At 66.8% G+C, this 22,035-nt stretch carries 22 protein-coding genes; 7 read left to right on the plus strand and 15 right to left on the minus strand.

Features of this window, described 5'->3' with window-relative positions:
- Positions 1-23 precede the first annotated feature (23 nt).
- The 6 genes from G3N61_RS30770 to G3N61_RS30795 form a co-directional block, all read right to left on the minus strand.
- Entirely contained in the window at positions 24-1,115 is a 1,092-nt protein-coding gene (locus G3N61_RS30770; protein WP_089451689.1) for a ChuX/HutX family heme-like substrate-binding protein, read from the minus strand.
- Between the two features lie 49 nt (positions 1,116-1,164).
- Positions 1,165-3,432, minus strand: a complete 2,268-nt coding sequence (locus G3N61_RS30775) for a TonB-dependent hemoglobin/transferrin/lactoferrin family receptor (RefSeq protein ID WP_205824302.1) — start codon at positions 3,430-3,432, stop codon at positions 1,165-1,167.
- A gap of 238 nt (positions 3,433-3,670) precedes the next feature.
- On the minus strand, positions 3,671-3,898 hold the full coding sequence (locus G3N61_RS30780; RefSeq protein WP_043181024.1) for a hypothetical protein: 228 nt from the start codon (positions 3,896-3,898) through the stop codon (positions 3,671-3,673).
- Between the two features lie 214 nt (positions 3,899-4,112).
- Entirely contained in the window at positions 4,113-4,496 is a 384-nt protein-coding gene (locus G3N61_RS30785; protein WP_205824303.1) for a DUF6232 family protein, read from the minus strand.
- Positions 4,497-4,620: 124 nt separating this feature from the next.
- The gene (locus G3N61_RS30790; RefSeq protein WP_011353838.1) at positions 4,621-4,881 is read right to left on the minus strand and encodes a DUF2866 domain-containing protein; all 261 of its coding nucleotides are present in this window, start codon (positions 4,879-4,881) and stop codon (positions 4,621-4,623) included.
- Positions 4,882-5,088: 207 nt separating this feature from the next.
- The gene (locus G3N61_RS30795) at positions 5,089-6,246 is read right to left on the minus strand and encodes a porin (RefSeq protein ID WP_043181019.1); all 1,158 of its coding nucleotides are present in this window, start codon (positions 6,244-6,246) and stop codon (positions 5,089-5,091) included.
- Between the two features lie 308 nt (positions 6,247-6,554).
- On the opposite strand from G3N61_RS30795, the gene G3N61_RS30800 reads away from it, so the two are divergent.
- Positions 6,555-7,361, plus strand: a complete 807-nt coding sequence (locus G3N61_RS30800) for a MetQ/NlpA family lipoprotein (protein WP_043181017.1) — start codon at positions 6,555-6,557, stop codon at positions 7,359-7,361.
- A gap of 137 nt (positions 7,362-7,498) precedes the next feature.
- Here the strand turns inward: G3N61_RS30800 and G3N61_RS30805 are convergent, their stop codons facing one another.
- The 4 genes from G3N61_RS30805 to G3N61_RS30820 all read right to left on the minus strand — a co-directional run bounded on the left by G3N61_RS30805 (position 7,499) and on the right by G3N61_RS30820 (position 11,862).
- Positions 7,499-8,614: a succinylglutamate desuccinylase/aspartoacylase family protein gene (locus G3N61_RS30805; RefSeq protein ID WP_043181014.1), complete on the minus strand. Its 1,116-nt coding sequence runs from the start codon at positions 8,612-8,614 to the stop codon at positions 7,499-7,501.
- Positions 8,615-8,836: 222 nt separating this feature from the next.
- Entirely contained in the window at positions 8,837-9,619 is a 783-nt protein-coding gene (locus G3N61_RS30810) for an ABC transporter substrate-binding protein (protein ID WP_043181012.1), read from the minus strand.
- Positions 9,620-9,845: 226 nt separating this feature from the next.
- Entirely contained in the window at positions 9,846-10,766 is a 921-nt protein-coding gene (locus tag G3N61_RS30815; RefSeq protein ID WP_043181011.1) for a LysR substrate-binding domain-containing protein, read from the minus strand.
- A 148-nt stretch (positions 10,767-10,914) separates the two neighbouring features.
- A complete protein-coding gene (locus tag G3N61_RS30820) occupies positions 10,915-11,862 on the minus strand; it encodes a helix-turn-helix domain-containing protein (protein WP_089451692.1) in 948 nt (315 codons plus the stop codon).
- A 105-nt stretch (positions 11,863-11,967) separates the two neighbouring features.
- On the opposite strand from G3N61_RS30820, the gene G3N61_RS30825 reads away from it, so the two are divergent.
- Both G3N61_RS30825 and G3N61_RS30830 read left to right on the plus strand, forming a co-directional pair.
- Positions 11,968-12,276, plus strand: a complete 309-nt coding sequence (locus tag G3N61_RS30825; protein ID WP_043181008.1) for a DUF3817 domain-containing protein — start codon at positions 11,968-11,970, stop codon at positions 12,274-12,276.
- Positions 12,273-12,674, plus strand: coding sequence for a CopD family protein (locus G3N61_RS30830; protein WP_043181476.1), 402 nt, complete (start codon positions 12,273-12,275; stop codon positions 12,672-12,674). Before G3N61_RS30825 ends, G3N61_RS30830 begins: the two co-directional genes overlap by 4 nt.
- A 161-nt stretch (positions 12,675-12,835) precedes the next feature.
- Here G3N61_RS30830 and G3N61_RS30835 read toward each other — a convergent pair whose 3' ends face one another.
- Positions 12,836-13,825: a helix-turn-helix domain-containing protein gene (locus G3N61_RS30835; protein ID WP_205824304.1), complete on the minus strand. Its 990-nt coding sequence runs from the start codon at positions 13,823-13,825 to the stop codon at positions 12,836-12,838.
- Positions 13,826-13,980: 155 nt separating this feature from the next.
- Here G3N61_RS30835 and G3N61_RS30840 point away from each other — a divergent pair, with 155 nt between their 5' ends.
- The 4 genes from G3N61_RS30840 (at position 13,981) to G3N61_RS30855 (ending at position 17,157) form a co-directional block, all read left to right on the plus strand.
- Positions 13,981-14,472 (plus strand): 2,4'-dihydroxyacetophenone dioxygenase family protein, encoded by a 492-nt coding sequence (locus G3N61_RS30840; RefSeq protein WP_089451695.1) that lies wholly within the window; start codon positions 13,981-13,983, stop codon positions 14,470-14,472.
- Positions 14,473-14,515: 43 nt separating this feature from the next.
- Positions 14,516-15,304 (plus strand): SDR family oxidoreductase, encoded by a 789-nt coding sequence (locus G3N61_RS30845; RefSeq protein WP_089451696.1) that lies wholly within the window; start codon positions 14,516-14,518, stop codon positions 15,302-15,304.
- Positions 15,305-15,332: 28 nt separating this feature from the next.
- Entirely contained in the window at positions 15,333-15,896 is a 564-nt protein-coding gene (locus tag G3N61_RS30850) for a VOC family protein (RefSeq protein WP_205824305.1), read from the plus strand.
- Between the two features lie 175 nt (positions 15,897-16,071).
- On the plus strand, positions 16,072-17,157 hold the full coding sequence (locus tag G3N61_RS30855) for a porin (protein ID WP_205824306.1): 1,086 nt from the start codon (positions 16,072-16,074) through the stop codon (positions 17,155-17,157).
- Positions 17,158-17,180: 23 nt separating this feature from the next.
- On the opposite strand, the gene G3N61_RS30860 is transcribed toward G3N61_RS30855, so the two are convergent.
- From G3N61_RS30860 to G3N61_RS30875, 4 genes are all read right to left on the minus strand, one after another.
- Entirely contained in the window at positions 17,181-17,774 is a 594-nt protein-coding gene (locus G3N61_RS30860) for a hypothetical protein (protein ID WP_205824307.1), read from the minus strand.
- Positions 17,775-17,978: 204 nt separating this feature from the next.
- Positions 17,979-19,367, minus strand: a complete 1,389-nt coding sequence (locus G3N61_RS30865; RefSeq protein ID WP_205824308.1) for an NCS2 family permease — start codon at positions 19,365-19,367, stop codon at positions 17,979-17,981.
- A gap of 795 nt (positions 19,368-20,162) precedes the next feature.
- A complete protein-coding gene (locus G3N61_RS30870) occupies positions 20,163-20,684 on the minus strand; it encodes a DUF3455 domain-containing protein (protein ID WP_205824309.1) in 522 nt (173 codons plus the stop codon).
- 158 nt (positions 20,685-20,842) lie between these two features.
- On the minus strand, positions 20,843-21,844 hold the full coding sequence (locus G3N61_RS30875) for an aldo/keto reductase (RefSeq protein WP_089451702.1): 1,002 nt from the start codon (positions 21,842-21,844) through the stop codon (positions 20,843-20,845).
- Between the last annotated feature and the right edge of the window lie 191 nt (positions 21,845-22,035).

Below are 22,035 nucleotides of genomic sequence, written 5' to 3' on the forward strand. Positions count from 1 at the left end.
GACGTGTGCTCCTCCGCTCTCGCTCACCGCGCGTCCCCGCGTGCCGCGGCCGGCAGCGTCGCGACGAGCGCGCGCCAGTCGTCGCGCTCGACCTTGCCGGGCTTGCGCTCGCCGAACAGCAGCGCGACGTGGTCGCCCTGCCGGTCGAACAGCTCGAGCGACGTGACGATGCCGTCACTGGTCGGCTTCTTCACGACCCACGCGGCGGCGATCAGATCCTCGCGCACGTGCAGGTTGAAGCCCGGGTCGAGTACGTTGATCCATGCGCCGACCTCGCGCACGTTCGCGACGGGGCCCGTATGGATCTGGATCATCCCGGCGTTGCCGACGAACACCATGATCGGCTGGCCGCTTTGCGCGGCCTGCTGGAGCACGTGACGCAGCGCGTGCGTGGTTTCGACCGGATACGCGTATTGCGGATCGGCGAGGCGCAGCGCCTGCATGCGGCTCACGCCGAAGCGCTGCGTGATGCCGAAGAACTGGTGCGTGTCGGTCATCGCGTCCCAAGCGGCGCGGAAGCCCGCGACGTCGATCTCGGTGTCGGCGCGCTCGGGCGTTTTCGGCGCGGCGGGCACGACCTCGAGGCCGGGCTCCTGCGACGCTGCGCGCCAGCGTTCGACGAACGCGTCGTACGCGGCATGATCACTGTGCGCGCGCAGGTAGACCTTGTGGATCGCGTGGCCCTGCGCGTCGAAGAACTGCAGGCTCTTCAGCGGGCCGTGCGCGGTCTCGTCGCGCACCGCGAACGCCGATACCCAGTGACGATAGAAGATGCGCAGATCGATATCGCCGAGCGCGAGGCCGACGGGGCCGTCGTGGCTCATCTGCGCATACTCGCCATCCTTTTCGTGGACGGCCGTGTCGTTGCGCGTGAGCGCCATCACGCGGCCGAGGCGCGGCATTTCCTCGAACATCGCCGGAAAGCGCGCGTCGAGCCGCACGACGTGTTCGCCGACGAACGCGGCGAGCGCTTCGCCTTCGCTGACGCCCAGCGCCTGCGCGACGTCACGGTTGCGCAGCTGGCGCTCGGTCTTGAGCTTGATGAACGCGTCGCGCAGCGCGGCGGCCGCGCGGGCCGGCGTGGCGGGTTGACCGGGAAGGGCGGATTGCATCATGTCGGACTCCTTCAAGTAACGGTTGGGGTGGCAGCGCGGGCGGCGCGCATCAGAAATCCACTTTCATGCTGACGGCGACCGTGCGTCCGGACGACGTATACGCATCGAGCACCTGCGAATCGGCCGCGATGCCGCGCACGTCCGACCAGTTCCAGTATTTGCGGTCGAACAGGTTGCGGATGCCGATCGTCGCGCTCACGTGCTTGTTGAATCGGTAGCCGCCGCGCAGGTCGACGACGAACGACGACGGCGGCGAGAAGCAGGTCTTGTTCGAGCAGTCGGACTTGTCGATGTCCTTGGCGCGTTTCGCGGCCTGGAACAGCAGGTCGGTCTGCACGTACCAGCGTTCGGTCGGCTCGTAGCGCACGCCGAACACGGCCGAGAACGGGTTGACGGTGTTCAGCGGCTGGCTGGCCGCGCCGTCGTTCTGCGTCGAGCCCTTCGTGAACGCCATCGCTGTCTTCAGCGTGATGCCGTTCGGCATCACCCATTCGGCGCGGCCTTCGAGGCCATGAATGCGCGCGTCGGCGAAGTTCACGTACTGGAACACGAACGGGTCGGCCGGCCGGCCGCTGCCGGCGATCGTCGTGCGCGAGATGAAGTTGCGGTAGCGGCCCGTGAACGCGGCCGCGCTGTAGCGCACGACGCCGTAGCCGGTGCCGGCCTTGCCGCGCAGGCCGGCTTCGAACGTGTCGCTCGTCTCGGGCTTCAGGTTCGGATTGCCGATCGACGTGTAGCCGTACACCGGGTTCGAGAAGCTGCTGTTCACCTGGTCGGGCGTCGGCGCGCGGAAGCCGTGCGCGTACTGCACGTACGGAATGACCGCGGGCGTGATCTCGTAGAGCACGGCGACGCGTGGTGACAGTTCGTTCGCGCTCGTCGATACGGCCTTGCCGGTGAACAGCGGATCGTTCTCGGTCGGGCTCAGCCGGTACGTGTCGAAGCGCAGGCCCGGCGTGACGAGCAGGCGGCCGTAGCCGATCTGGTCCTGCACGAACGCGCCGAACAGCGTGTAGTCGGTGTCGGGGAACGCCTTGTTCGGGAACGCCTCGCCGACGCCCGGCACCGTGCCGTCGCGCATGTTCGTCACGCGCGACAGGCTGCCGTCGACGCCATACAGCAGCTTGTGCGCGAACGGGCCGGTCGCGAAGCCGCTTTCGGCGAACGCGGAGCCGCCGAACGTGCGCTCCTTGTACTGGTTGTCGCGCGAACGCGAAGCCGCCCGGCCGCGCGTCTCGAACGCGTACTGGTCCTGCTTCGCGTCCTGGTAGTAGAACTGCACGTGCGCGGTCTGGAACCAGCGGAACGCATCGTCGCGGAAATCGTAGTCGACGCTGAAGCGGTTGCGTTCGAGCCGGTCGTAGGTCGTGAGGCCGAGCGTGGTCGGCGGGCTGATCGCCGACAGCACATCGGTGCTCACGCGGCGCTGCACCGTTTCGGCGGTGAACTTGATCGTGTCGCGCGCAGTGGGCGTCAGCACGAGCTTGCCGAGCAGCGATTCCGAATAGACGTCCTGCGGGTTCGACGTGGTGCGCAGCGTGCTCGCCGAGTTGTTGCCGCCGCGCGTGTCGACCTCGTGGCCGCGCCGGCCGTCGGCGATGATCATCCCCTGGATGCGATCGTTGCCGCCCGCGGCCGATACGGTCGCGCCGATGCTGCGGTCGGCCGAGTCGTAGCTCGGCCGGAACGAGAAGTAGTAGGGCTTGTGGTAGATCGACAGCAGGTCGCGCGGATCCTTCGTGATGAAGTTCACCGCGCCGGTCAGGCCGTCGCTGCCGTACAGCGCCGAGGCCGGCCCGCGCAGGATCTCGATGCGCTTGAGCGTGTCGAGGTCGGCGTAGTCGCCGCGCCCTGCCTCGAGCGGACCGAACGAGAATGCGTTCGGCAGGCGGATGCCGTCCTCCATCAGCAGCACGCGATTGCCTTCGAGGCCGCGGATGTTGATGCTCGAATCGCCGTCGCGGCCGCCGCCGAGCGCGGCGCTGCCGGGCCGGTACGCGGTGCGGCGCACCGTGATGCCCGGCTCGTAGCGCAGCGCGTCCTTGATGTTGGTGGCCTGCTGTTCTTCCAGATCCTCGTCGGTGATCACCGAGACGGACGCCGCCGTGCGGCTCGCGGCCGTGGCGGTGCGGTTGGCCGTGACGGTGACGGGGTCGAGCAGCGCCCCGTCGCCGCGCGTGGACGCGGCGACGAGAACGGCGGAAGGCGGGGTGGCGCCTTGCGGCGACGAATCGGCGTGAGCCGGGGCGGCGGACAGGCCGAACGCGCCGAACAGCGCGGCACAGATCGGCCGCCGCGCCAGCGTATAGCAATGCACAGGTGGTCTCCCATTGACGAAAACAAGCCCGAAGGCTGGCTGGGTGACGCGTTCACCTGGCTGGCCCGCCCGCGCACGGAAGGCGGCGAGCGGCGAATTGAAAGGCAACTGATAACTCTACCAGTGTAAATGAGAATTATTATCAATACAAGAAAGCAAAGCGGCTCGTGCGGGTGAGCGCTCACCTGCGCGGCTCGGGCGAGCCGCGGCGGGAAAATCGGGAGAAACGCGGGCCTGACTAGGCCAGCGCTTCGATGCGGATCAGCAAGTTGCGCGCATGCGTGATGAACGCGTCATGCGTTGCGCGATCGCCGTGGCCGTCGAAGCCGGCCTGTTCGGCGAACACGATCTGTTCGGTGTAGAGGTCGACGAGCGCACGGCGTGCGTCAGGGGGAAGCGCGCGGATCATCGACACGATCAGCAGTTCCTGCGCGCGAAGCGTGCCGGACAGCGTCTGGACGTTCATGCTGGCCTCCTCGGACGATGCGGCGGCGAGCCGCTCTTTCCATACTAGGCGGTCGGCGTGTGCAGTGCAGGCGCGGTGTGGGCGAGGCGGTGGGCAGAGCGCGATTCGACGGGGTAATCGACTGCGCCGTTGCGCGACGCGAAACGCGCCGCGCGCGGCCGGGCACCGTGAATCGAAGCGTGCAGGGATTCAGCGTGCAGGGATGCGAACGGAATCAGCTGGCCGACTTCGCGGCCTGCGCATCGCGCACGACCTTGGCGACGCGTTCGACGAACGCGGCATCGACGCTCGACAGCGCTTCGCGCTTGCCGTCGGGCATCTCGACCATCAGGCGATACGTGACGTCCTGCGTGGCCCACGCGAGATAGCCGACGACGGCGAGCATCACGCCGACGACGAGCCCGGCGCTCGATCCGGCGATGCCGCCTGAGACGGCGACGGCCGCACCGATCAGCGAGATCAGCGACGGCACGAGGCGGTTCTTCGGAATCTTGACGACATCGACCTGGCGGATGTCACGTAGTGCGAATACCTGCCCGGCAGCCGACAGGCCGTTGCGCGTGATCGTCACGCCGCGTTCGTTGAATGCGTTTTCCATCGTGTGTTGCGTGGACGAAAACGCGCAGCGTAGCAGGTTTCGTTGCGGCATCAAACGAGACCGACTGCCGCACGATGCGTGCGGCGTGGCCGAAAGACGGGAAGCGGGTGGAACAGGAAGGGGTTCAGAACTGCAGCCGGCCGTCGCCGTAAAGCCGGCCCGGTACGTGCGAGGCGACGACCTCGGCGATCTCTTCGTCGGTCGATTCGGCCGGCACGATCTGGCGCCGCGCGGGCGCGTCGAGATGCATCGTCCATTCGACGAGGCGGTACGGCCGGCCCCACGGGCGCTGCATTTCGACCGATACGCGGCAGCTCTGGACCGGCATCGAGTGTTGGCACGTCAGAATCGCGTGCAGATGGCTGAAAACGGTATCTTCGATCATCATGGCCTCCGATCCTGTCTTGTGGGCAATCGATGGCGGCGCCGTCGGCGGTTCAAAAAAAAAGCCGCCGATGCTCAGGCGGCCAACAGGGGGGGTGAGAGCATCCTCTCAGCCCAGAATTAAGCGAAACTTAAAAGCACATAAAAAAGCGCCCCGCGTGGAGCGGGGCGCTTCTTGCCGTCGTGATCCGCGAGTTAAGCGGATGCTTTAGAACTTGTGACGGATACCGATACGTGCGGCGATCTGGTTCTTCGAACCCGTGCCCGACGTGTTGAAGTAGCTCGTGCTCGAGCCGATCTGCGCTTGCACGCCCTTGCCCGATGCCTGCTGGTACACGACCAGGCCGTACACGTCCGTACGCTTGCTGAGTGCGTAGTCGGCGATACCGTTGACCTGGTTCCAGTGCCACGAGTTGCCGTTCTGCGTTGCGTTCGTGTACGTGTAGCCGAGGCCAGCCGACAGAGCCGGCGTGAAGGCGTACTTGCCGCCTGCTTCGTATGCGTTGTAGAACGTGCCGCCCGCGCCCGAAACGGTCGAGAACTGCGTACGCGTCCACAGCAGCCATGCCGTTGCCGGGCCCCAGACGTAGCGGCCGCCCACACCGTAGGTGCGCAGGTCGCGGACGTTACCCGTGCTGATGTTCGCGATCGTCGTCGAGAACGACGGCGTCGACTGGCTCGGGAAGCGGATGTCCGTGTACGCGGCGCCGACCGAGACCGGGCCGTTCGCGTAGTTCAGGCCGAAGCTGTATGCGCGCGACGAGCCTGCCGTCGTCGTCGTGCCCGACGTCGTCGCGGCTGCGCCTGCGAAGTCCGTCGAGTTCGAGAAGCCGTACAACGCGCCGAACGTGAAGCCCGAGTAGTTCGCGCTCTGGAACTTCACGGCGTTGTTGATGCGGCTCGACGTGAGCTGGTCGATGTCGTTCACGTGGTAAGCGTAGTTACCGCCGACCGTGTTGCCGCCCGTCGAGTAGTTCGAGCCGAGGACGTCGGTCGAGAACGAGTACTGGCGGCCGAACGTGACCGTGCCGTATTGCGACTGGCTCAGGCCGACGTAGGCTTGACGACCGAAGATCGCGCCACCCTGGCCGATCGTGCCGTTGCCGCTGTTGAAGCCGTTTTCGAGCACGAAGATCGCCTTCAGGCCGCCGCCGAGGTCTTCGGTGCCGCGCAGGCCCCAACGGCTGCCTTGGGCAACGCCGTCGTCATACTTGAACAGCTTGCCCGTGCCACCATTGGCGGTCTTGCTGTGGTTCACGTAGCTGATACCGGCATCGATAACGCCGTACAGGGTCACGCTGCTTTGTGCGTGCGCCGTGCCGGCCGTTGCTGCCAGGACGGCGATGGTCAACAGTTTCTTGTTCAAAGGAATCTCCGAGCGAATAAATGGCGTGTCCAGTTGCGGTTCCGGCGCTCTCTATGGGCGCTTTCACGTACCGGCGGCAACTTTATCGAGGGGCCACGTAATGAATATGACAGCGACTGTCATATGAAGAATCTGTGGCGTCGATGCGACACTGAATTCTGCCCGCTTGTATAGTCGGTGGTTATACCGATTCAGACTGAGATTCGATCGGAATCAGGAATATGCACATGAAATAAGCTTGGTTGGTGGCGTTCCGGCCCCATGCCACGATCCGTGTTCCAACAAACGACACGGGACAAGAGGACACCATGCGACGTTCATTCCTGACCGGCCTGGGCGCACTCGCCGCCGCGCTGGCATTCGCGGCGCCCGGCGCGCACGCCGACCCGCAAACCCTGAAAATCGGCACGATGAGCGGCCCCGACGCACAGATCTGGACCGAGGTGACGAAGGTCGCCGCGCGCGAAGGCCTCGCGATCAAGGTCATCGAATTCAACGACTACGTGCAGCCGAACGCGGCGCTCGATGCCGGCGATCTGGACGCGAACGGCTTCCAGCACCAGCCGTTCCTCGACAGTCAGATCAAGCAGCGCGGCTACAAGATCGTCAACGTCGGGCTCACCTACACGGCGCCGATGGGCTTCTATTCGAAAAAGCTCAAATCGCTCAAGGACTTGCCGGTGGGCGCGAAGGTCGGGATCCAGAACGATCCGTCGAATGGCAACCGTGCGCTGCTGCTGCTGCAGAAATACGGCGTGATCAAGCTGAAGGCGGGCGCCGGCACCAACGGCGTGAATGCGACGCCGCTCGACGTCGCCGAGAATCCGAAGAAGATCAAGATCGTCGAACTCGACGCCGCGCAACTGCCGCGCGCGCTGCCCGATCTCGATGTCGCGTCGATCAACACCGACTACGCGGTGAAGGCCGGGCTCACGCCGGTGAAGGATGCGATCGCGATCGAGGATCTGCGCGGGCCGTATGCGAACCTGATCGCGGTGCGCGCGCAGGACAAGGACAAGCCGTGGGTGAAGAAGCTCGTCGCGGCCTATGAATCGGACGACGTGCGCAAGTTCATCGACCAGAAGTTCGGCGGCGCGATCGTGCCGGCGTTCTGAACGGTTTCATACGACGGCACGCCGGATTGCCGGATCTCGACGGTCCGGAAAGCAAATCGCCCGCGCAAGCGGGCGATTTCGTTGGTGCGTGAGGGTCAGCGCGCCGCGCGCCGTGACCCGGCGCGCGGGCCGGCCGCTCAGGCCGACAGCAGCGAACCGGTGCGGATCGCGGTCGCGCCGGCGATGCGCGCGACTTCCATGCCGGCCGTCGCGAAGCGCACGATCTGGCGCGCGTACAGCACGCCCGACACGCTGCTCTTCAGCGTGACGACGCGATCGGTCAGCGGATCGACGATGTCGGCCACGGCCTCGCCGGCCTCGATCATCACGCCGACCGGCGTGCGGAACACGATCACGCCCGACACCGGCGCGACGAGCGGATCGGTGCCCGCGAGCGGCGTGGCCGGATGCGCGAGCGGCGGCAGCGGCGCCGGCTTGCCGTCGACGACGCCGCGCTCGGTCAGGTATTCGACGATCGCCTGCGCGTCCTTTTCGGCGAATTCGTACGACACGTCGCGCTCGCTGCGCAGTTCGATCGTGACGGAAATCGCGCCGTTCGGGATCGGGAAGCGGTCGCCGAAGCGGTTGCGCAGATCCGACCAGCAGAAGCTGTGGATCTCGTCGAACGGGTTGCCGACCGAATTCAGCGCGAGCAGCGACGCCTGCGCGTCGAGATAGCGCGACAGCGGCTCGACGTCGGGCCACAGATCGGGGTTCGTGTAGAGGTGCATCACCGCGTCGCTGTCGCAGTGCAGGTCGAGCACGATATCGGCGTCGAACGACAGCTTCTGCAGTGCGAGGCGTTGCGAGTCGAGCTCGGTGCGCGGCTGCTGCTCGTCGAGCGCCTCGCGCATCGCGGCGCGCACGGCGACGAGGTTGTGCTGCGCGTCGTTCGTGAGGCGGTGTTCGACGCGCGGCAGCACGAGCGCCGCGAGATCGTAGAAATTGCGGTTGAAGTTCTGCATCGAGCCGAGCTCGAAGCGGCCGAGGTGATCGCCGAACACGTGTTGCGACAGGCCGATCGGGTTCGGCACGGGCACGATGACGACTTCGCCGCGCAGCTTGCCGGCCGTCTCGAGCGCGGCGATCTTGCGGCGCAGCAGCGTGGCGACCAGCATGCCGGGCAGTTCGTCCGCGTGCAGCGACGACTGGATATAGACCTTCTTGCCGCCGCGCGGGCCGTAGTGAAAGCTCGTGATCTGGCGTTCGGTACCGACGGCGGGGGAAATCAGCGGATGGGTCTGCGTTTGCATGATGGGGAGTGCGGCGCAGCCGCGAATGATCCGGTGTGCGTGGAAGATCGATTGTACGTTGCCCCCTCGCCGCCATCAAACCGGCGCCAGAGCACGTCGATTTTCGTTGAGAATCATCAGGTTGGTGCGGAAAAAATAACGCTGCCGGCGCCGCACGCGCAAAAAAACGGGCTCCTCGCGGAGCCCGTTTGCGTCGCAGCGAAGCGTGCGATTGCCGGCGAATTACTTGCCGTAGACGTCGAAATCGAAGTACTTCTTCGCGATCTTCGCGTACGTGCCGTCCTTGCGCATGCCGGCGATCGCGCCGTCGATCTTCGCCTTCAGGTCGGTGTCTTCCTTGCGCAGGCCGATGCCGGCGCCTTCGCCGAGCGTCTTCGGATCGTCGAGATCCTTGCCGGCGAAATCGAAGTTCGCGCCGCGCGGGGTCTTCAGGAAGCCGATGTCAGCCTGCACTGCGTCCTGCAGCGCGCCGTCCAGACGGCCGGAGATCAGGTCGGCATAGACCTGGTCCTGGTTCTGGTAAGGCACGACGTTCACGCCCTTCGAGGCCCAGTACGTCTTCGCATAGGTTTCCTGAATCGTGCCCTGCTCGACGCCGACCGACTTGCCCTTCAGCGATTCGGCCGTCGGCATCAGGCCGGCGCCCTTCTTCGTGACGAGGCGCGTCGGCGTGTTGAACAGCTTCGCCGAGAAGGCGATCTGTTCCTGACGCGCCGGCGTCATCGACATCGACGACAGCACGCCGTCGAACTTGCGGGCCTTCAGCGCCGGAATCATCCCGTCGAAGTCGTTTTCGATCCACACGCACTTCGCGTTCATGCGGCGGCAGATTTCGTTGCCGAGATCGACGTCGAACCCGACCACTTTGCCGTCAGCGCCTTTCGATTCGAAAGGCGGGTAGCTTGCGTCGACGCCGAACCGCACGGTCGACCAGTCCTTCGCGTACGCGCCGCCAGCCGATACGGCGAGCAGGGCGACGGTCACAGCCGCAAGAATCTTTTTCACTCGGTGACTCCTCGTTTTGTTCGATGGGTGCGCGGTTGTGCCGCGCCGTAAGCCTTCGGCCTGGCGCGGCTTCGCGTCAGGCTGTCCGTTTCGCCCACCCGATGCGGGCGCGCGACGTGCGCAAGATTATCAAGACAAAATACCGGCAGGGCGCCTAGGACAAGCCCCGATACCGGGCCCGGCGGCGGCGCGTCGGATGCGCCGCCGTTTCAGACACAGGAACGATTCAGCCGAGCGTTTCGTTGACCGCGCGCTGCAGGCACGTGACGAATTGCGAGACAGCGGGCGTGGGCAGCAGGTCGCGCCGCGCGATGATCGACAGGTCGAAGCGCGGCATGCTTTCGTCGAGGTCGGCCGTGCGGATGCCGAGCGGCGCGACCATGGTGGCGAGCGGGCGCGTGAAGCAGCCGATCACGTCCGAGCGTGCGACGAGCCCGAGCGTCACCGCGAACGACATCGGCGATCGCAGCAGGCGCTTCGGCAGCGGCAGCCCGCGCGCCTCGAACATCCCGACCATCACGCTGTGTGGAAACTGCTCGGCGCCGACCGTGACGATCCACTCGGCATCGAGCAATTCCTCTAACCGGCGCGCGTGCGCCAGCGGGTGGCCTTCGCGCATCACGACGGTGAATTCGGTCGACAGCAGCGGCGATTGCGTGAAATCGCGATCGAGTGCGGGCACGTGGTGCATCGCAGCGATGTCGAGCGTGCCGTTGCGCAGCTGCGCGAGCGCGTCGGGCACCGTCACTTCCTCGAGATGCAGGTTCACGTTCGGCATCGACTGGCGGAATGCCGTCACCGCGCGCGGCAGCGCGGTCAGCGCGATCGACGGCATCGTGCCGACCGCGACGCGCCCCGACATCTCGCCTTTCACCTGCTCGACGGCTTCGACCGTGCGGCGGATATCGCCGAGCAGTTGCTCGGCGCGCGGCAGCAGCGCATGGCCGCACGCGGTCAGCTCGACGCCGCGGACGCTGCGCGCGAGCAGCTCAGCGTTGAGCGCCGTTTCGAGCTCGCGGATCGTATGCGTGATCGCGGGCTGCGTGACGCCGAGCTCGCGCGCGGCCGCGCGCAGGCTCTTGTGATGCGCGGCGGAGACGAACGCCTGCAGCTGCGCGAGGTTCAGGGGGTTGCGGATGCGGGTCATCGATCGGGTCCGGTTGGCGCGATGCTGTGGCGGGCGATTTTCTGTGACGGAATTCGGTAGCGATCCTGACGGTTGCGTACGCAGGCTTTTACGCCGACGGAGCGAAGCATCGCGAGCCGGGGCGCGGTGGGTATCGACGAGGTGATCATCATGCGCCGGTTCGCGCGCGGAACGCCTGACGATACCGCTGCGGCGACGTGCCGACGATGCGCGCGAACCGCTCGCGAAACGCGGTGACCGAACCGAAGCCGGCCTCCGTCGCGACATGCTCGATCGACAGCTCCGTGACCTCCAGCAACTGCTGCGCATGTCTGACGCGCGCGGTCTGCAGCCATTGCCGCGGCGATGTGCCCGTCTGCTCCTGGAAGCGCCGCGTCAGCGTGCGCACGCTCGTCGACGCCTTGCGGGCCATCGCGTCGAGCGTGAGCGGCTTGCGCAGGTTGGCCTGCAGCCAGTCCATCAGGCTTTGCAGGCCGTCGGTGCCGCTCGGCCATTCCGGCGCGATGAACTGCGCCTGCCCGCCTTCGCGGACGCGCGGGGCCACCGCGCAGCGCGCGGCGTCGACGGCGACCGCCGCGCCGTAGTCGGCCTGGATCAGGTGCAGGCACAGATCGAGGCCGGCCGCCGCGCCGGCCGACGTCAGGATCTGCCCGTTGTCGACGAACAGCACGTTTGGATCGACCGTCACGCGTGGATAGCGGCGCGCGAGCTCGGCGGCCGCGAGCCAGTGCGTCGTCGCGCGCAGGCCGTCGAGCAGCCCGGCTTCCGCGAGCACGAACGCGCCGCTGCAGATCGATGCGATCCGGCACCCGCGCGCGGCCGCCGCGCGCAGTGCCGCGATCACGTGGCGCGACGTGGGCGCGAGCGGCACGGACGTGCCGGGGACGACGATCGTATCGGCATCGGCGAGCGCGTCGAGACGAAACGGCGGGCGCAGGTCGAACAGGTCGCCCGCGACACGCGCGTGCTCGCTGCACACGCGCACGCGGTATGGCTGTGCGACGTCGGGCGACCGCACGCGCGCGAACGTGTCGCACGCAATGCCCAGATCGAACGGGACGACATCGGACAGGGCGAGCACGGCGACCGTATGCATGGCGTTCGAGGTTTGGCCAGAATCCGTTTAAAGATGTCATTTTAGCCAATGGCTCGAAACGGCACCACACGCGACAATCGTCGCAGGCCAACCTGGAGATTGCCGATGCAACAAGACGATCGCAATGCATTGCGGAACCTGCAATACCTGTCGTTGCTGGAGGCGACCACGCTCGTCGTGCTGGTGTGCGTCGCCGTGCCGCTCAAGCACCTGGCCGGTTATCCGGCCGCGGTATCGATCATGGGCCCGGTGCACGGCATCGCGTTCGCGATGTACGTGTGGGCGGTCGTCGGCACCGCGTCGAGCGGGCTGTGGAGCAAGGCCGAAGTCGCGCGGCTCGTGCTGGCGGCCGTGGTGCCGTTTGTGGGGCTGACGAGTGCCGGATGGATCGCGCGCAGGAGGCACGCGCGATGATCTATCTGTGGCTCAAGGCCATTCATGTCGTCGCTGTCGTCACGTTCGTCGGTGGCTTGCTGCTGCTGTCCGTTGGCGTGCGCATCGCCAACCTCGCCGTGCATCGCGCGGTGCGGCGCTGGGACCGCACGGTGACGGCACCCGCGCTCGCGCTCGTCTGGATCGCGGGGATCGCGCTGGCGCTGAACGGCCACTGGTTCGGCGCGGCGTGGCTGTCGGTGAAGCTCGTGGTGGTGGTCGCGCTGTCGGCGCTGCACGGGATCCTGTCCGGCACGCTGCGGCGCATGGAACGCGACGATCTCGTGGTCGTGCCGGCGCCCTGGCTCGGGCAGGCGGCGGGCGCGGTCGTGGCCGCGACGGCGATCGTCGTCGGGCTGGTCGTGATCAAGCCGTTCTGATGCGGATCGCCCGCGCATGCCGCAATGGCAGGCGCGGTGAGGCCGAACCTTCTTCGGCCGGTGCGCGACATCGCAGCGAACGCTGCGGGTCGTGCACGTATGCGTTCACGAGACGGGGTGCGATGGCTGCGAGCGCCATCTGCGCGGCAGCGGCAGCCCGCTCATTCGGCCGCGCGGCGCGCGCCGGCATGGTCGGGATGCGATCGCACCGCGCCCGGCGTCACGCCAAAGCGCCGCCGGAAGCTGCGCGAGAAGTGGCTCAGGTCGTTGAAGCCGCATTCGAACGCGATATCGGTGATCGTCCGGTCGCGATGGCGCGGGCTCTGCAACTGCCGGTAGCAAAGATCGAGGCGGCGGGCGAGCAGATGGCCGGATACGGTCGTCCCCTGTTGCTGGAACAACCGGTGAAGTGTGCGTAGCGACATGCCCAGGAGGTTGGCGAGGTGCGCCGACGACAGGCCCGGATCGCGCAGATGGTCGTCGATGGCGAGCAGCGCACGGCGATAGCGCGGATCCTGGCGTGGGGCCGGCGAGTCGCATGCGGGTTCGGTTGCCGCTCCGGTCGCGAGGCCGCCCGCCAGCAGGTCGATCAACGCCGCATGCAGGCTCGCCGCTTCGCCCGGCCGATCCGGTGCGTCGGCCTCGTCTTCGGCCATCAGCCGGGACAATGCGTGGATTGCCCGCGCCAGGCGGCTTTGCGAAGGGCAGTGCCACAACACCGTCGCGTCGGGGCCGTCGGGATGAAGGGAAAGCACCGAGCGCGGCACGATCACCGACAGATGCGAGAAGCGGCCGGAAAACCGGTAGTCCCATGAGCGGTGCGGGTCGGCGATGGTGATGTCGCCCGGGCGCAGCACGAGCGATGCGCCGTCCTGGCTCATGCGGGTTTCCCCTTCCTGCGCAACGACCACGAACACCGACTGCCCATCGCGCCACTGACCGACGCTGCCGTCGGTCCGGACGCTGGCGACATTGCCGGAGATCGTGCTGACCAGCGACCCGGCGGCCTGCCGATAGAGGCCGGCAAACGCGTCCGGCCGGCTCATTTCGAACGTCGACGGCCCGTAGACGCCGCGGATGACGGCTTCCCACTCCGATAGACCGGCCTCGCCCGCGAGGGCCGAGCCCGACATGCCTGCTGGTCGATCCAATTCGTGCTCCACCTTCGAACGCACTGCTTTCGGGACGGTGGCGCCCCAGGTCAATCGATTGGCGCTGTGTGCCAAGCCGGCCGGGCACCGTTTGCCTGATCGTATCACGCAGGTTTTCCACCGCAATCAGGACATTCCAAGGAGTCCAGAAGGCCATGAACGCTATTTCCGCCACCCCGTCCGGCACGCCGCGCGTGCGTCACCAGAAGACCAACGTCTTCTTCAACCCGGCCACCTTGCCGTGGACCGACTGGGTCATGCCGAATACCTGGTTCAAGTTGCTGAACGTCGACCTGAAGACGGGCGGCTTCACGATGCTGCTGAAAGTCGGCGCCGACACCCAGGCGCCGATTCATCATCACCTCGGCGCGATCGAGGGCTTCATGCTCGAGGGCGAGTTCGGCTACGACGCGGATCGCGGCTCGGCCGGCTGGTACGTGTGGGAGCAAACGGGCGCCATTCATACGCCCACCACGACGACCGGCTTCGTGCTCTATGCGACGGTGTACGGTCCGCTTGCCGGATATGAGGACGACGGCCGGGTGGCCGGGCTGATCGACGCGGAGTTGATGCTGGGTCTCGCGCGCGCCAATCATGCGGCCGATCACATCCGTGTGCCGGTGATGTACGAGTTTCAGGAAGCGTGATGCCGGTGGAGCACGTTCGATACCCATACAGGAGACAGATGACATGACAGGACGAGTGAAAGGGAAGGTTGCGCTGGTCACCGGCGCGGCCAAAGGGCTGGGACTGGCCATTGCCGCCCGGCTGCGTGAGGAGGGCGCGCGTGTCGTGATGACCGATGTCGATCCGGCGGGACAAGTCGAGGCGGACGCGATCGGTGCGACGTTCGCGATTCAGGACGTGTCGTCCGAGACGGGCTGGACCGACCTGAAGGCACATGTGGAAAAGACGTTCGGTTCGCTCCACATCCTGGTCAACAATGCGGGCATCGACGGCCGGCGCGGCGCGCCCCGCGATCCCGAGCACACGTCGCTGGCCGACTGGAACGCCATCTTCGCGATCAACACCGCCGGCACGTTTCTCGGCTGCAAGCACCTGGTCCCGCTGATCGCGGCGTCGGGCGGCGGGTCGATCGTCAACCTGTCGTCGGTCGCGGCGCTGGTGCCGACCCCATTCCTGACCGCATACGGCGCGTCCAAGGCGGCGGTCAGCCAGTTCACCACGTCGGTGGCGCTTCATTGCGCGCGCCGCGGCACCCGTATCCGGTGCAACTCGGTTCATCCGGGGCAGGTCCGCACGCCGATGCTGGCGGCGCTGTTCGGCACGATGGCGGCCGAGCAGGGCGTGCCCGCCGAGCAGCTGACCGACGACTTCGTCGCCGCGAATGTCCCGCTGGGCAGCCTCCAGGAGCCGGTCGACATCGCCAATCTCGCGCTGTTCCTGGCGAGCGACGAGTCCCGCTACGTCACCGGGCAGGCGATCGCCTGCGACGGCGGATACACGCTGGTTGCCTGATCGGGCCAACCATCAACGAGGATCGAACATGAACATGAACTTGAAATGGGGCCAGCCGTCCGACGCCATTATCCAGATGGCATACGTCGTGGACGACATCCATGCGGCAATGTCTCGCTACGGTAGCGCGCTGCACGTGGGGCCGTGGTTTCTTGCCGAGCATTTCCCCTTCGAGACACTCACGTATCGCGGCGCGCCGGTCGCGCCGGACATCACCCTGTGCCTGGGGTTTTCCGGTTCGATGACGATCGAACTGATCCAGCAGAACTGCGCGTCGCCGAGCCCTTATATCGACGCCGCGGGCAAGCCGCGTACCGGCTTCCATCACTGGGGCGTGGCGGCCACGCCGGATGCGTATCAACGCAGGCTCGACGAACTGACCGGACAGGGCTACCCGGTGATCCTCGATGCCGTGGTCGGCGGAGGCAGCCGGGCCGCGTACGTCGATGCCCATTCGGCTTTGGGCGGGTACATCGAGTTGATGGAGATCACCGGGCCGGTCGAGGCACTGTTCACCCAGATGCGCGACAGTACGACGAGGGGCTATCCGGCAGGCACCGTCTTGCCGTTTGGCGGGCCGCTGGGCGCGTGAAGGCGCGCGGCATGAGTCGAATCGATCGATAGCGCGGGGACGGGCCGGCAAGTGCCGGCCCGCACGAAGCGATCCGCGGATGAAGCGGGTCGTTGCTCGTCGTCCGGTCGCGATCTCCGCAGGTATATCGATTAGAAATACTGATCAAAATAATACGAAAGACAAGGAGACGGGAATGTCAGGAAGAAGGGTGGTCGGGAAGATTCGGCATGCTTGCCTGGCGGGTCTGCTGACCGGCGCTCACGCGCACGTCCATGCGCAGGGCAGCGTGACGCTGTATGGCGTGGTCGACGGCGGCCTGCTGTATCTGAGCAAGACGGCCGCCCCGGCCGGCGGGCAACCGGCCGGAAAGCAGTTTTCGTTTCTCGACAGCGGGTACGCGCCCAGCCAGTTTGGGCTGGTCGGGACCGAGGATCTTGGCGGCGGCCTGCGCGCGACGTTCAAGCTCGAAAGCGGCATCAGCGTCGCGAACGGCGGTTTCAACAACTCGAACGGGTTCGCATGGGGCCGGCAGGCCTGGATGGCGCTCGGCGGACGGTTCGGCGAGGTCAAGGCCGGCCTGCAGCCCTCCCCGTTCTTCCTCGCCGTGTATGCGTCGGATCCGCGTCAGATGGCGCTGTTCGGCAGTGGCCTCCTCACGTACGGCGATGCCGTATTGGCGACCGGCATCTTCAATGCGAATGCGTTGAGCTACACCACGCCGCGCTGGTTCGGTCTCGCCGGCAGCGTGATGTTCGCGCCGGGCGGGAAGGCCGGCGATTTTCGCGCGGGACGCCAGTATTCGGCGAGCCTCGACTACGCGCACGGTGGCCTGACACTCGTCGCCGCGATGTACGACGGCAACGCGGGCGCACCGGTGCGCACGCCGGTTCCCTCCGACCAGCCGTTCGTCGGACGCACGCTGGGCGCCGCCTACACCTGGGGAAAACTCACGGCGAAGGCATCGTGGACCCGTTTCAAGGTGGCCGGCTCCTTCAGCAGCGACGTCTACGGCGCCGGCGCCGATTGTCTGGTCGCGCCGGCCTTCGATCTCAACGGCGGCGTGTGGATCACGAGCGACCGGAACGATCCGGGCAATCACTCGCTGATGTTCGCGATGGGGGCGCAGTATTTTCTGTCGAAGGCGACGACGCTCTACGCGCAGGTCGGGATGGTGAACAACCATGGCGCGATGAACACGGGCCTGTCCGCCACCCATGCGTTGTTCGGCGCGTCAGGCACGACGGCCGGTGTCAACGCGGGCCTGCGTCACGTGTTCTGAACGGAGCCGGCCGCACGCGTGCGTCACGCCAGCGCCATCTCCACCGCCGTCAGCGTGCGGCGCCGAATCCAGCCGCTCGCCATCCGGATCGTGAGCCAGTACGGCATGAACAGCAGCCGCGTGCGGGCAGTCGGGCAATGCACGAAGGTTTCGGTGCGCAGCATGTGCGCACCCGACGCGAGCCCGACGACTTCGAAGCGGAGCACCAGCTTCGCGTTGCGCGGGTCGTCGTGCTGGATGAAGGCCGCTGCGTCGGCGATCGGCAGCACACCGAGTTCCGGACGCCAGAAGCGGCCGACGAGGCCGAGCGACAGCGACGTTTCATCGCGGTGCAGCGGCGTGAACGCATGGAGGCCGAAGGGTTCGCGTTCGTGTCGCGTGGTGTCGCGGCGCAGCGCGGCGGCAAGGGTCCCCGGGAATTCGCGGATGTTGAGCAGCGCGTTGACGACCGGATCCGTGCGCATGTCGAGCGCGGTGACCGTGTCGATGATGCGTGCCGGGGCGGCATCGATCGGCTTCGATTCATGCACTTCGTGGAAGCCGAACGACGGGATGAACGGCGGCTTGCGCGCCGAGTTCCGGGTGCTCGATTCGGAGACGATGCCGAGCGCGTTCATGGGGGGGCTCCTGAAGGCAAAGCGCGATCGTAGCACCGGGCGTGGATTCGTGTCGCGGTGCGCGCCGTGCCGTGCGGCATCGACAAAAAAAGCCTGGAAACTTGCGTTCCCAGGCCTGGAGACCATCAACGATGATGGTGGAGGAGACGATGTCGTCCCGATGCGCGCCGTCCTTCTGCCGGCGACGTCGCGCACGATTCGCGGTCAGATCGCCCAGCCGCCGAGATAGAACGTGACGAGCACGGCGGCGATGAGCACGGTGCCGACGTTGAGCTTGCGGAATTCGCCGCTGGCGATGCGGCCGATCACGAGCGTCGAAAAGCCGAGCATGATGCCCGTCACGATGTTCGCGGTCAGCACGATGAACACCGCGCACACGAGGCCCGACATCGCGTCGACCATGTCGTCCATGTGCAGCTTGCTCACGCTGCCGAGCATCAGCAGGCCGACGTACATCAGCGCCGGTGCGGTGGCGTACGACGGCACGAGGCCCGCGAGCGGCGAGAAGAACATCACGATGAGGAACAGCAGGCCGACCACGGCGGCCGCGAGGCCCGTCTTCGCGCCGGCGGCCACGCCGACGCTCGACTCGATGTAGGCCGCCGCCGGCGCGCCGCCGAGGAAGCCGGAGAAGATCGAGCTGAGCGAATCGGCGGTCAGCGCACGGCCGCCGTTGATGATGCGGCCGTTCTCGTCGAGCTGGCCGGCCTGGCCCGCGACCGCGCGGATCGTGCCGGTCGCGTCGAACACGGCCGTCATCACCAGCGCCAGCACGCTCGGCAGCACGGCCATCGACAGCGCGCCCTTGATGTCCATCGCGCCGATCAGCGACGCATGGCCCGGTGCGCTCAGCGACGGCAGCGCGAAGATGCCGTGGTACTTCACGCTCGGATCGAAGATCAGGCCGAAGATCGAGATTGCGATCACGACGAGCAGGATGCCGCCCGGCACGCGACGCTTCTCGAGGCCGAAGATCGCGGCCAGGCCGATGACCGACATGATGACCGGGAACGCGGTGATCTGGCCGAGCGAGACCGGCAGGCCGGCGCCCGGGTTCTTGATCACGAGGCCGACGTCGTTCGACGCGATCAGCAGCAGGAACAGGCCGATGCCGATCCCGGTGCCGTGCGCGACGCCCGCGGGCAGGTTGCGCAGGATCCACGAACGCACGCCGGTCACCGAGATGCCGGTGAACACGAGGCCCATCAGGAACACGGCGCCGAGCGCGACCGTCGGCGACAGCCCCTTGCCGAGCACGAGGCCGAACGCGGTGAACGCGGTCAGCGAGATCGCGCAGCCGATCGCGATCGGCAGCTTCGCCCACAGGCCCATCAGCAGCGAGCCGAACGCGGTGGTGAGGCAGACCGCGACGAACACGGCGCTCGTGTCGAAGCCGGCCTTGCCGAACATGCCGGGGACGACGAACACGGAATAGACCATCGCGAGGAAGGTCGTGACGCCGGCAATGATTTCGCGGCGCTGCGTGCTGCCGCGCGACGAAATGCCGAAGTACCGGTCGATGACTCCCTGGGTGCCAAAGTCCGTTTCTGCCGCGCCGACGTCGACCGTCGGCTGCACCGGGGTATCACTCATGAGCTTGCTCCTTTATCAGCATGCTGAAACGGCCCGTAGCGAACCGTCGTCAGGGTGTCTCGTATCTAGTTGGGATTGTCGGCAACGTCGTGGGGACGCATGACGCGTGATCCGTGTCATGACGTGCGAATCGAAACGATCGCGAGGGTGTCGCGTCGTGCGACGCGTTGTGTCGTCGACCCCGTCACGTGCGCTTTGCCGTAGCGAAGGTTAGGCGAACCGCCCATCACGTCCCATTGGGGGAAGAGCATGCAGCGCATGTCTCAGCGCTTATATCGGCGTGCAACGGGGCTCCGTCGCGACGACACGCGTGTATACGCCTAGTTTGAATCCGTTAAGGCGATTATTTGAATGCAGGGTCGACGGGCAGGGGGAATGCGGGTGATGCATCGAAAATTACGAATATCTTTCATTGGGGCCAGGCAGGCCGGCGGAAACAGGGGGCGGTGACGGGATTCGGCGCCGCGCGCAACCTGCATTCGGACGATACCGCCATCGCGGGGGGCGGTTCTCGTGTTCGCCCGGGCCTCAATTGTGCGCGAGATGGTCGAGATATGGGCGGAACATGTCGATCGTGGCGTTCGAATACGTGTAGGTTTCGCCGGTCGGAGGATCGCTCGTTTTCCGAAAACGCCTTGCCCGCCGTGGTGAGCACGGTGGTGACGCGGTCGCAAGCGAGCGCGTGCGTGGCCTCGGGCGCATCGGGCAAGTGCCTCGCCCATGGATGCCCGGAAGATGCGGTTGCCGGCCGCTTTGGCTTTCTGTGCGCCGGGCGCGGTGCGGTGTCGTCGAGCGTTACTTCAGGAACACGTAGCGCGCGAAATAAGGGAAGCGACCGACCGCATGCTCGGTCGAGCACGCGGCGTCCGGCGGCGTGCCGCCCACGGTATCGAGCCGCTGGACGAAGCGCACGCTGGCGAGCGTGCCGGTCGCGCCCGTTGCGGCCGGCGTCGCGGCGAGCAGGAGTTGCGGAATGCTGCCGGCACGCGCGCTCGGCGCTTCCGCGAGTTTCTTGCCGGTAATGCGGCTGCCGTCGAGCGCTTCCCACGACGGCCCCGCGCCGTGCCGGACGACGAGTGTGCCGCTCGCATCGAACAGCGTCGCCTCCGGGCGCTGGAAGGTCCACGCGAGCCGATGGTCGTGGTCGTATTCGCATGCGTAGATCTGCACGCCGGTCGCGGTGGTCGACAGCACCGCCGTCGCCGGTTCGGGCGGCGTGAGACCCGCGTCGGCGTACGCCGGCGCGGCGCAGGCCGCGAATGAAACGCCGGCCGCGATGGCCAGCAGCATGTCGCGTGTCGGGGAGCGGCTTGGCATGGCGGGCGTCCTTTCAAGTCAGCGGGCACGGGGGAGTCGATCCCGTAAACGCTAGACGCCGATTGCGCAGGCCGCAATTCGGAAATGGCAATCGCGACGATAGAAGCCGCGATTGCACGCGGTTGCGCGGCCGCATGCGGCGATGCAACCGCGCGTCATCACGCGCCTGCCGGCGTCGGTGCATGCGCGGCAATCAGGCGCTCGGCCTTCAGCGCATCCCACAGTTCGGCCGGGATCGGCATCGCCGCGAGGCGCAGGTTCTCGTCGATGCGTTCGGGCCGGCTCGCACCGGGGATCGCGGCCGCGACGGCCGGGTGCGCGAGCGAGAATTGCAGCGCCACCGCGCGGACATCGACGCCGAATCGTTCGCCGATCTGGCGGATGCGGGCGACGCGGTCGAGCATGGCCTGCGTGGCCGGCTGATATTCGTAGTGGGTTCCGCCCGCCAGCACGCCCGAGTTGTACGGGCCACCGACGATGATCCCGAGCCCGCGCGCGGCGCTTGCCGGCATCAGCCGTTCGAGTGCGCCCGCATGATCGAGCAGCGTGTAGCGCCCGGCGAGCAGGAAGCCGTCGGGGTCCGCGCGTTCGAGCGCGAGTTCGCACGGCTCGACGCGGTTCACGCCGAGGCCCCAGCCCTGGATGACCTTCTCGTCGCGCAGCCGTGTGAGCGCCTTCGCTGCACCCGACATCGCGACGTCGAACACGTCGCGCCACGCGTCGCCATGAAAGTCGACGGCCGGGTCGTGAATCCATACGGTGTCGAGCCGGTCGGTGCGCAGCCGCTTGAGGCTTGCATCGATCGAGCGCAGCGTGCCGTCTTCGGTGTAGTCGTAGACGATCCTGTTCGGCAGCCCGTGGCGGAACAGGCCGCCCTTTTCGCCGAGATCGCGCTGCGATGCGTCTTCGTGTTCGTCGAGGACGAGCCGGCCGACCTTGGTGCCGAGCGAATACGCGTCGCGCGGACGCCCCGCGAGCGCTTCGCCGAGACGCAGCTCCGCGAGGCCGGCGCCATACAGCGGCGCGGCGTCGAAGTAGCGGATGCCGCTTTCCCACGCTGCGTCGACCGTGGCCAGCGCTTCTTCGTGCGGGATGTCCCGGTACATGTTGCCCAGCGGCGCGGTGCCGAAACCCAGGCGGGAAGGGAGCGTGATTCTCATGAGCAGTCTCCGGTATGCCGGCTCAGGCCGCGGCCTGGGCCAGCGTCGGGTAATCGGTCAGCCCGCGCTAGCTGTGAAGCTTCAATAGGTTGTATCGATGGTTCATCCGGACTGAGTCTGGGAGACTGGAAGTCGCCAAACACCCAACCTTCCAGGAACCCAGCCGGATGAACACCCATAAGAATGCCCGA

This window comes from Burkholderia sp. Ac-20349 (assembly GCF_017104865.1).
GTDB lineage: Bacteria > Pseudomonadota > Gammaproteobacteria > Burkholderiales > Burkholderiaceae > Burkholderia > Burkholderia aenigmatica.

What these genes read in the sequence shown, in the direction of transcription:
- G3N61_RS30770 (WP_089451689.1), bottom strand. Translation starts at nt 1,115, where the DNA reads ATGATGCAATCCGCCCTTCCCGGTCAACCCGCCACGCCGGCCCGCGCG.
- G3N61_RS30780 (WP_043181024.1), bottom strand. Translation starts at nt 3,898, where the DNA reads ATGAACGTCCAGACGCTGTCCGGCACGCTTCGCGCGCAGGAACTGCTG.
- G3N61_RS30785 (WP_205824303.1), bottom strand. Translation starts at nt 4,496, where the DNA reads ATGGAAAACGCATTCAACGAACGCGGCGTGACGATCACGCGCAACGGC.
- G3N61_RS30790 (WP_011353838.1), bottom strand. Translation starts at nt 4,881, where the DNA reads ATGATCGAAGATACCGTTTTCAGCCATCTGCACGCGATTCTGACGTGC.
- G3N61_RS30800 (WP_043181017.1), top strand. Translation starts at nt 6,555, where the DNA reads ATGCGACGTTCATTCCTGACCGGCCTGGGCGCACTCGCCGCCGCGCTG.
- G3N61_RS30805 (WP_043181014.1), bottom strand. Translation starts at nt 8,614, where the DNA reads ATGCAAACGCAGACCCATCCGCTGATTTCCCCCGCCGTCGGTACCGAA.
- G3N61_RS30815 (WP_043181011.1), bottom strand. Translation starts at nt 10,766, where the DNA reads ATGACCCGCATCCGCAACCCCCTGAACCTCGCGCAGCTGCAGGCGTTC.
- G3N61_RS30820 (WP_089451692.1), bottom strand. Translation starts at nt 11,862, where the DNA reads ATGCATACGGTCGCCGTGCTCGCCCTGTCCGATGTCGTCCCGTTCGAT.
- G3N61_RS30825 (WP_043181008.1), top strand. Translation starts at nt 11,968, where the DNA reads ATGCAACAAGACGATCGCAATGCATTGCGGAACCTGCAATACCTGTCG.
- G3N61_RS30830 (WP_043181476.1), top strand. Translation starts at nt 12,273, where the DNA reads ATGATCTATCTGTGGCTCAAGGCCATTCATGTCGTCGCTGTCGTCACG.
- G3N61_RS30840 (WP_089451695.1), top strand. Translation starts at nt 13,981, where the DNA reads ATGAACGCTATTTCCGCCACCCCGTCCGGCACGCCGCGCGTGCGTCAC.
- G3N61_RS30845 (WP_089451696.1), top strand. Translation starts at nt 14,516, where the DNA reads ATGACAGGACGAGTGAAAGGGAAGGTTGCGCTGGTCACCGGCGCGGCC.
- G3N61_RS30850 (WP_205824305.1), top strand. Translation starts at nt 15,333, where the DNA reads ATGAACATGAACTTGAAATGGGGCCAGCCGTCCGACGCCATTATCCAG.
- G3N61_RS30855 (WP_205824306.1), top strand. Translation starts at nt 16,072, where the DNA reads ATGTCAGGAAGAAGGGTGGTCGGGAAGATTCGGCATGCTTGCCTGGCG.
- G3N61_RS30860 (WP_205824307.1), bottom strand. Translation starts at nt 17,774, where the DNA reads ATGAACGCGCTCGGCATCGTCTCCGAATCGAGCACCCGGAACTCGGCG.
- G3N61_RS30865 (WP_205824308.1), bottom strand. Translation starts at nt 19,367, where the DNA reads ATGAGTGATACCCCGGTGCAGCCGACGGTCGACGTCGGCGCGGCAGAA.
- G3N61_RS30870 (WP_205824309.1), bottom strand. Translation starts at nt 20,684, where the DNA reads ATGCCAAGCCGCTCCCCGACACGCGACATGCTGCTGGCCATCGCGGCC.
- G3N61_RS30875 (WP_089451702.1), bottom strand. Translation starts at nt 21,844, where the DNA reads ATGAGAATCACGCTCCCTTCCCGCCTGGGTTTCGGCACCGCGCCGCTG.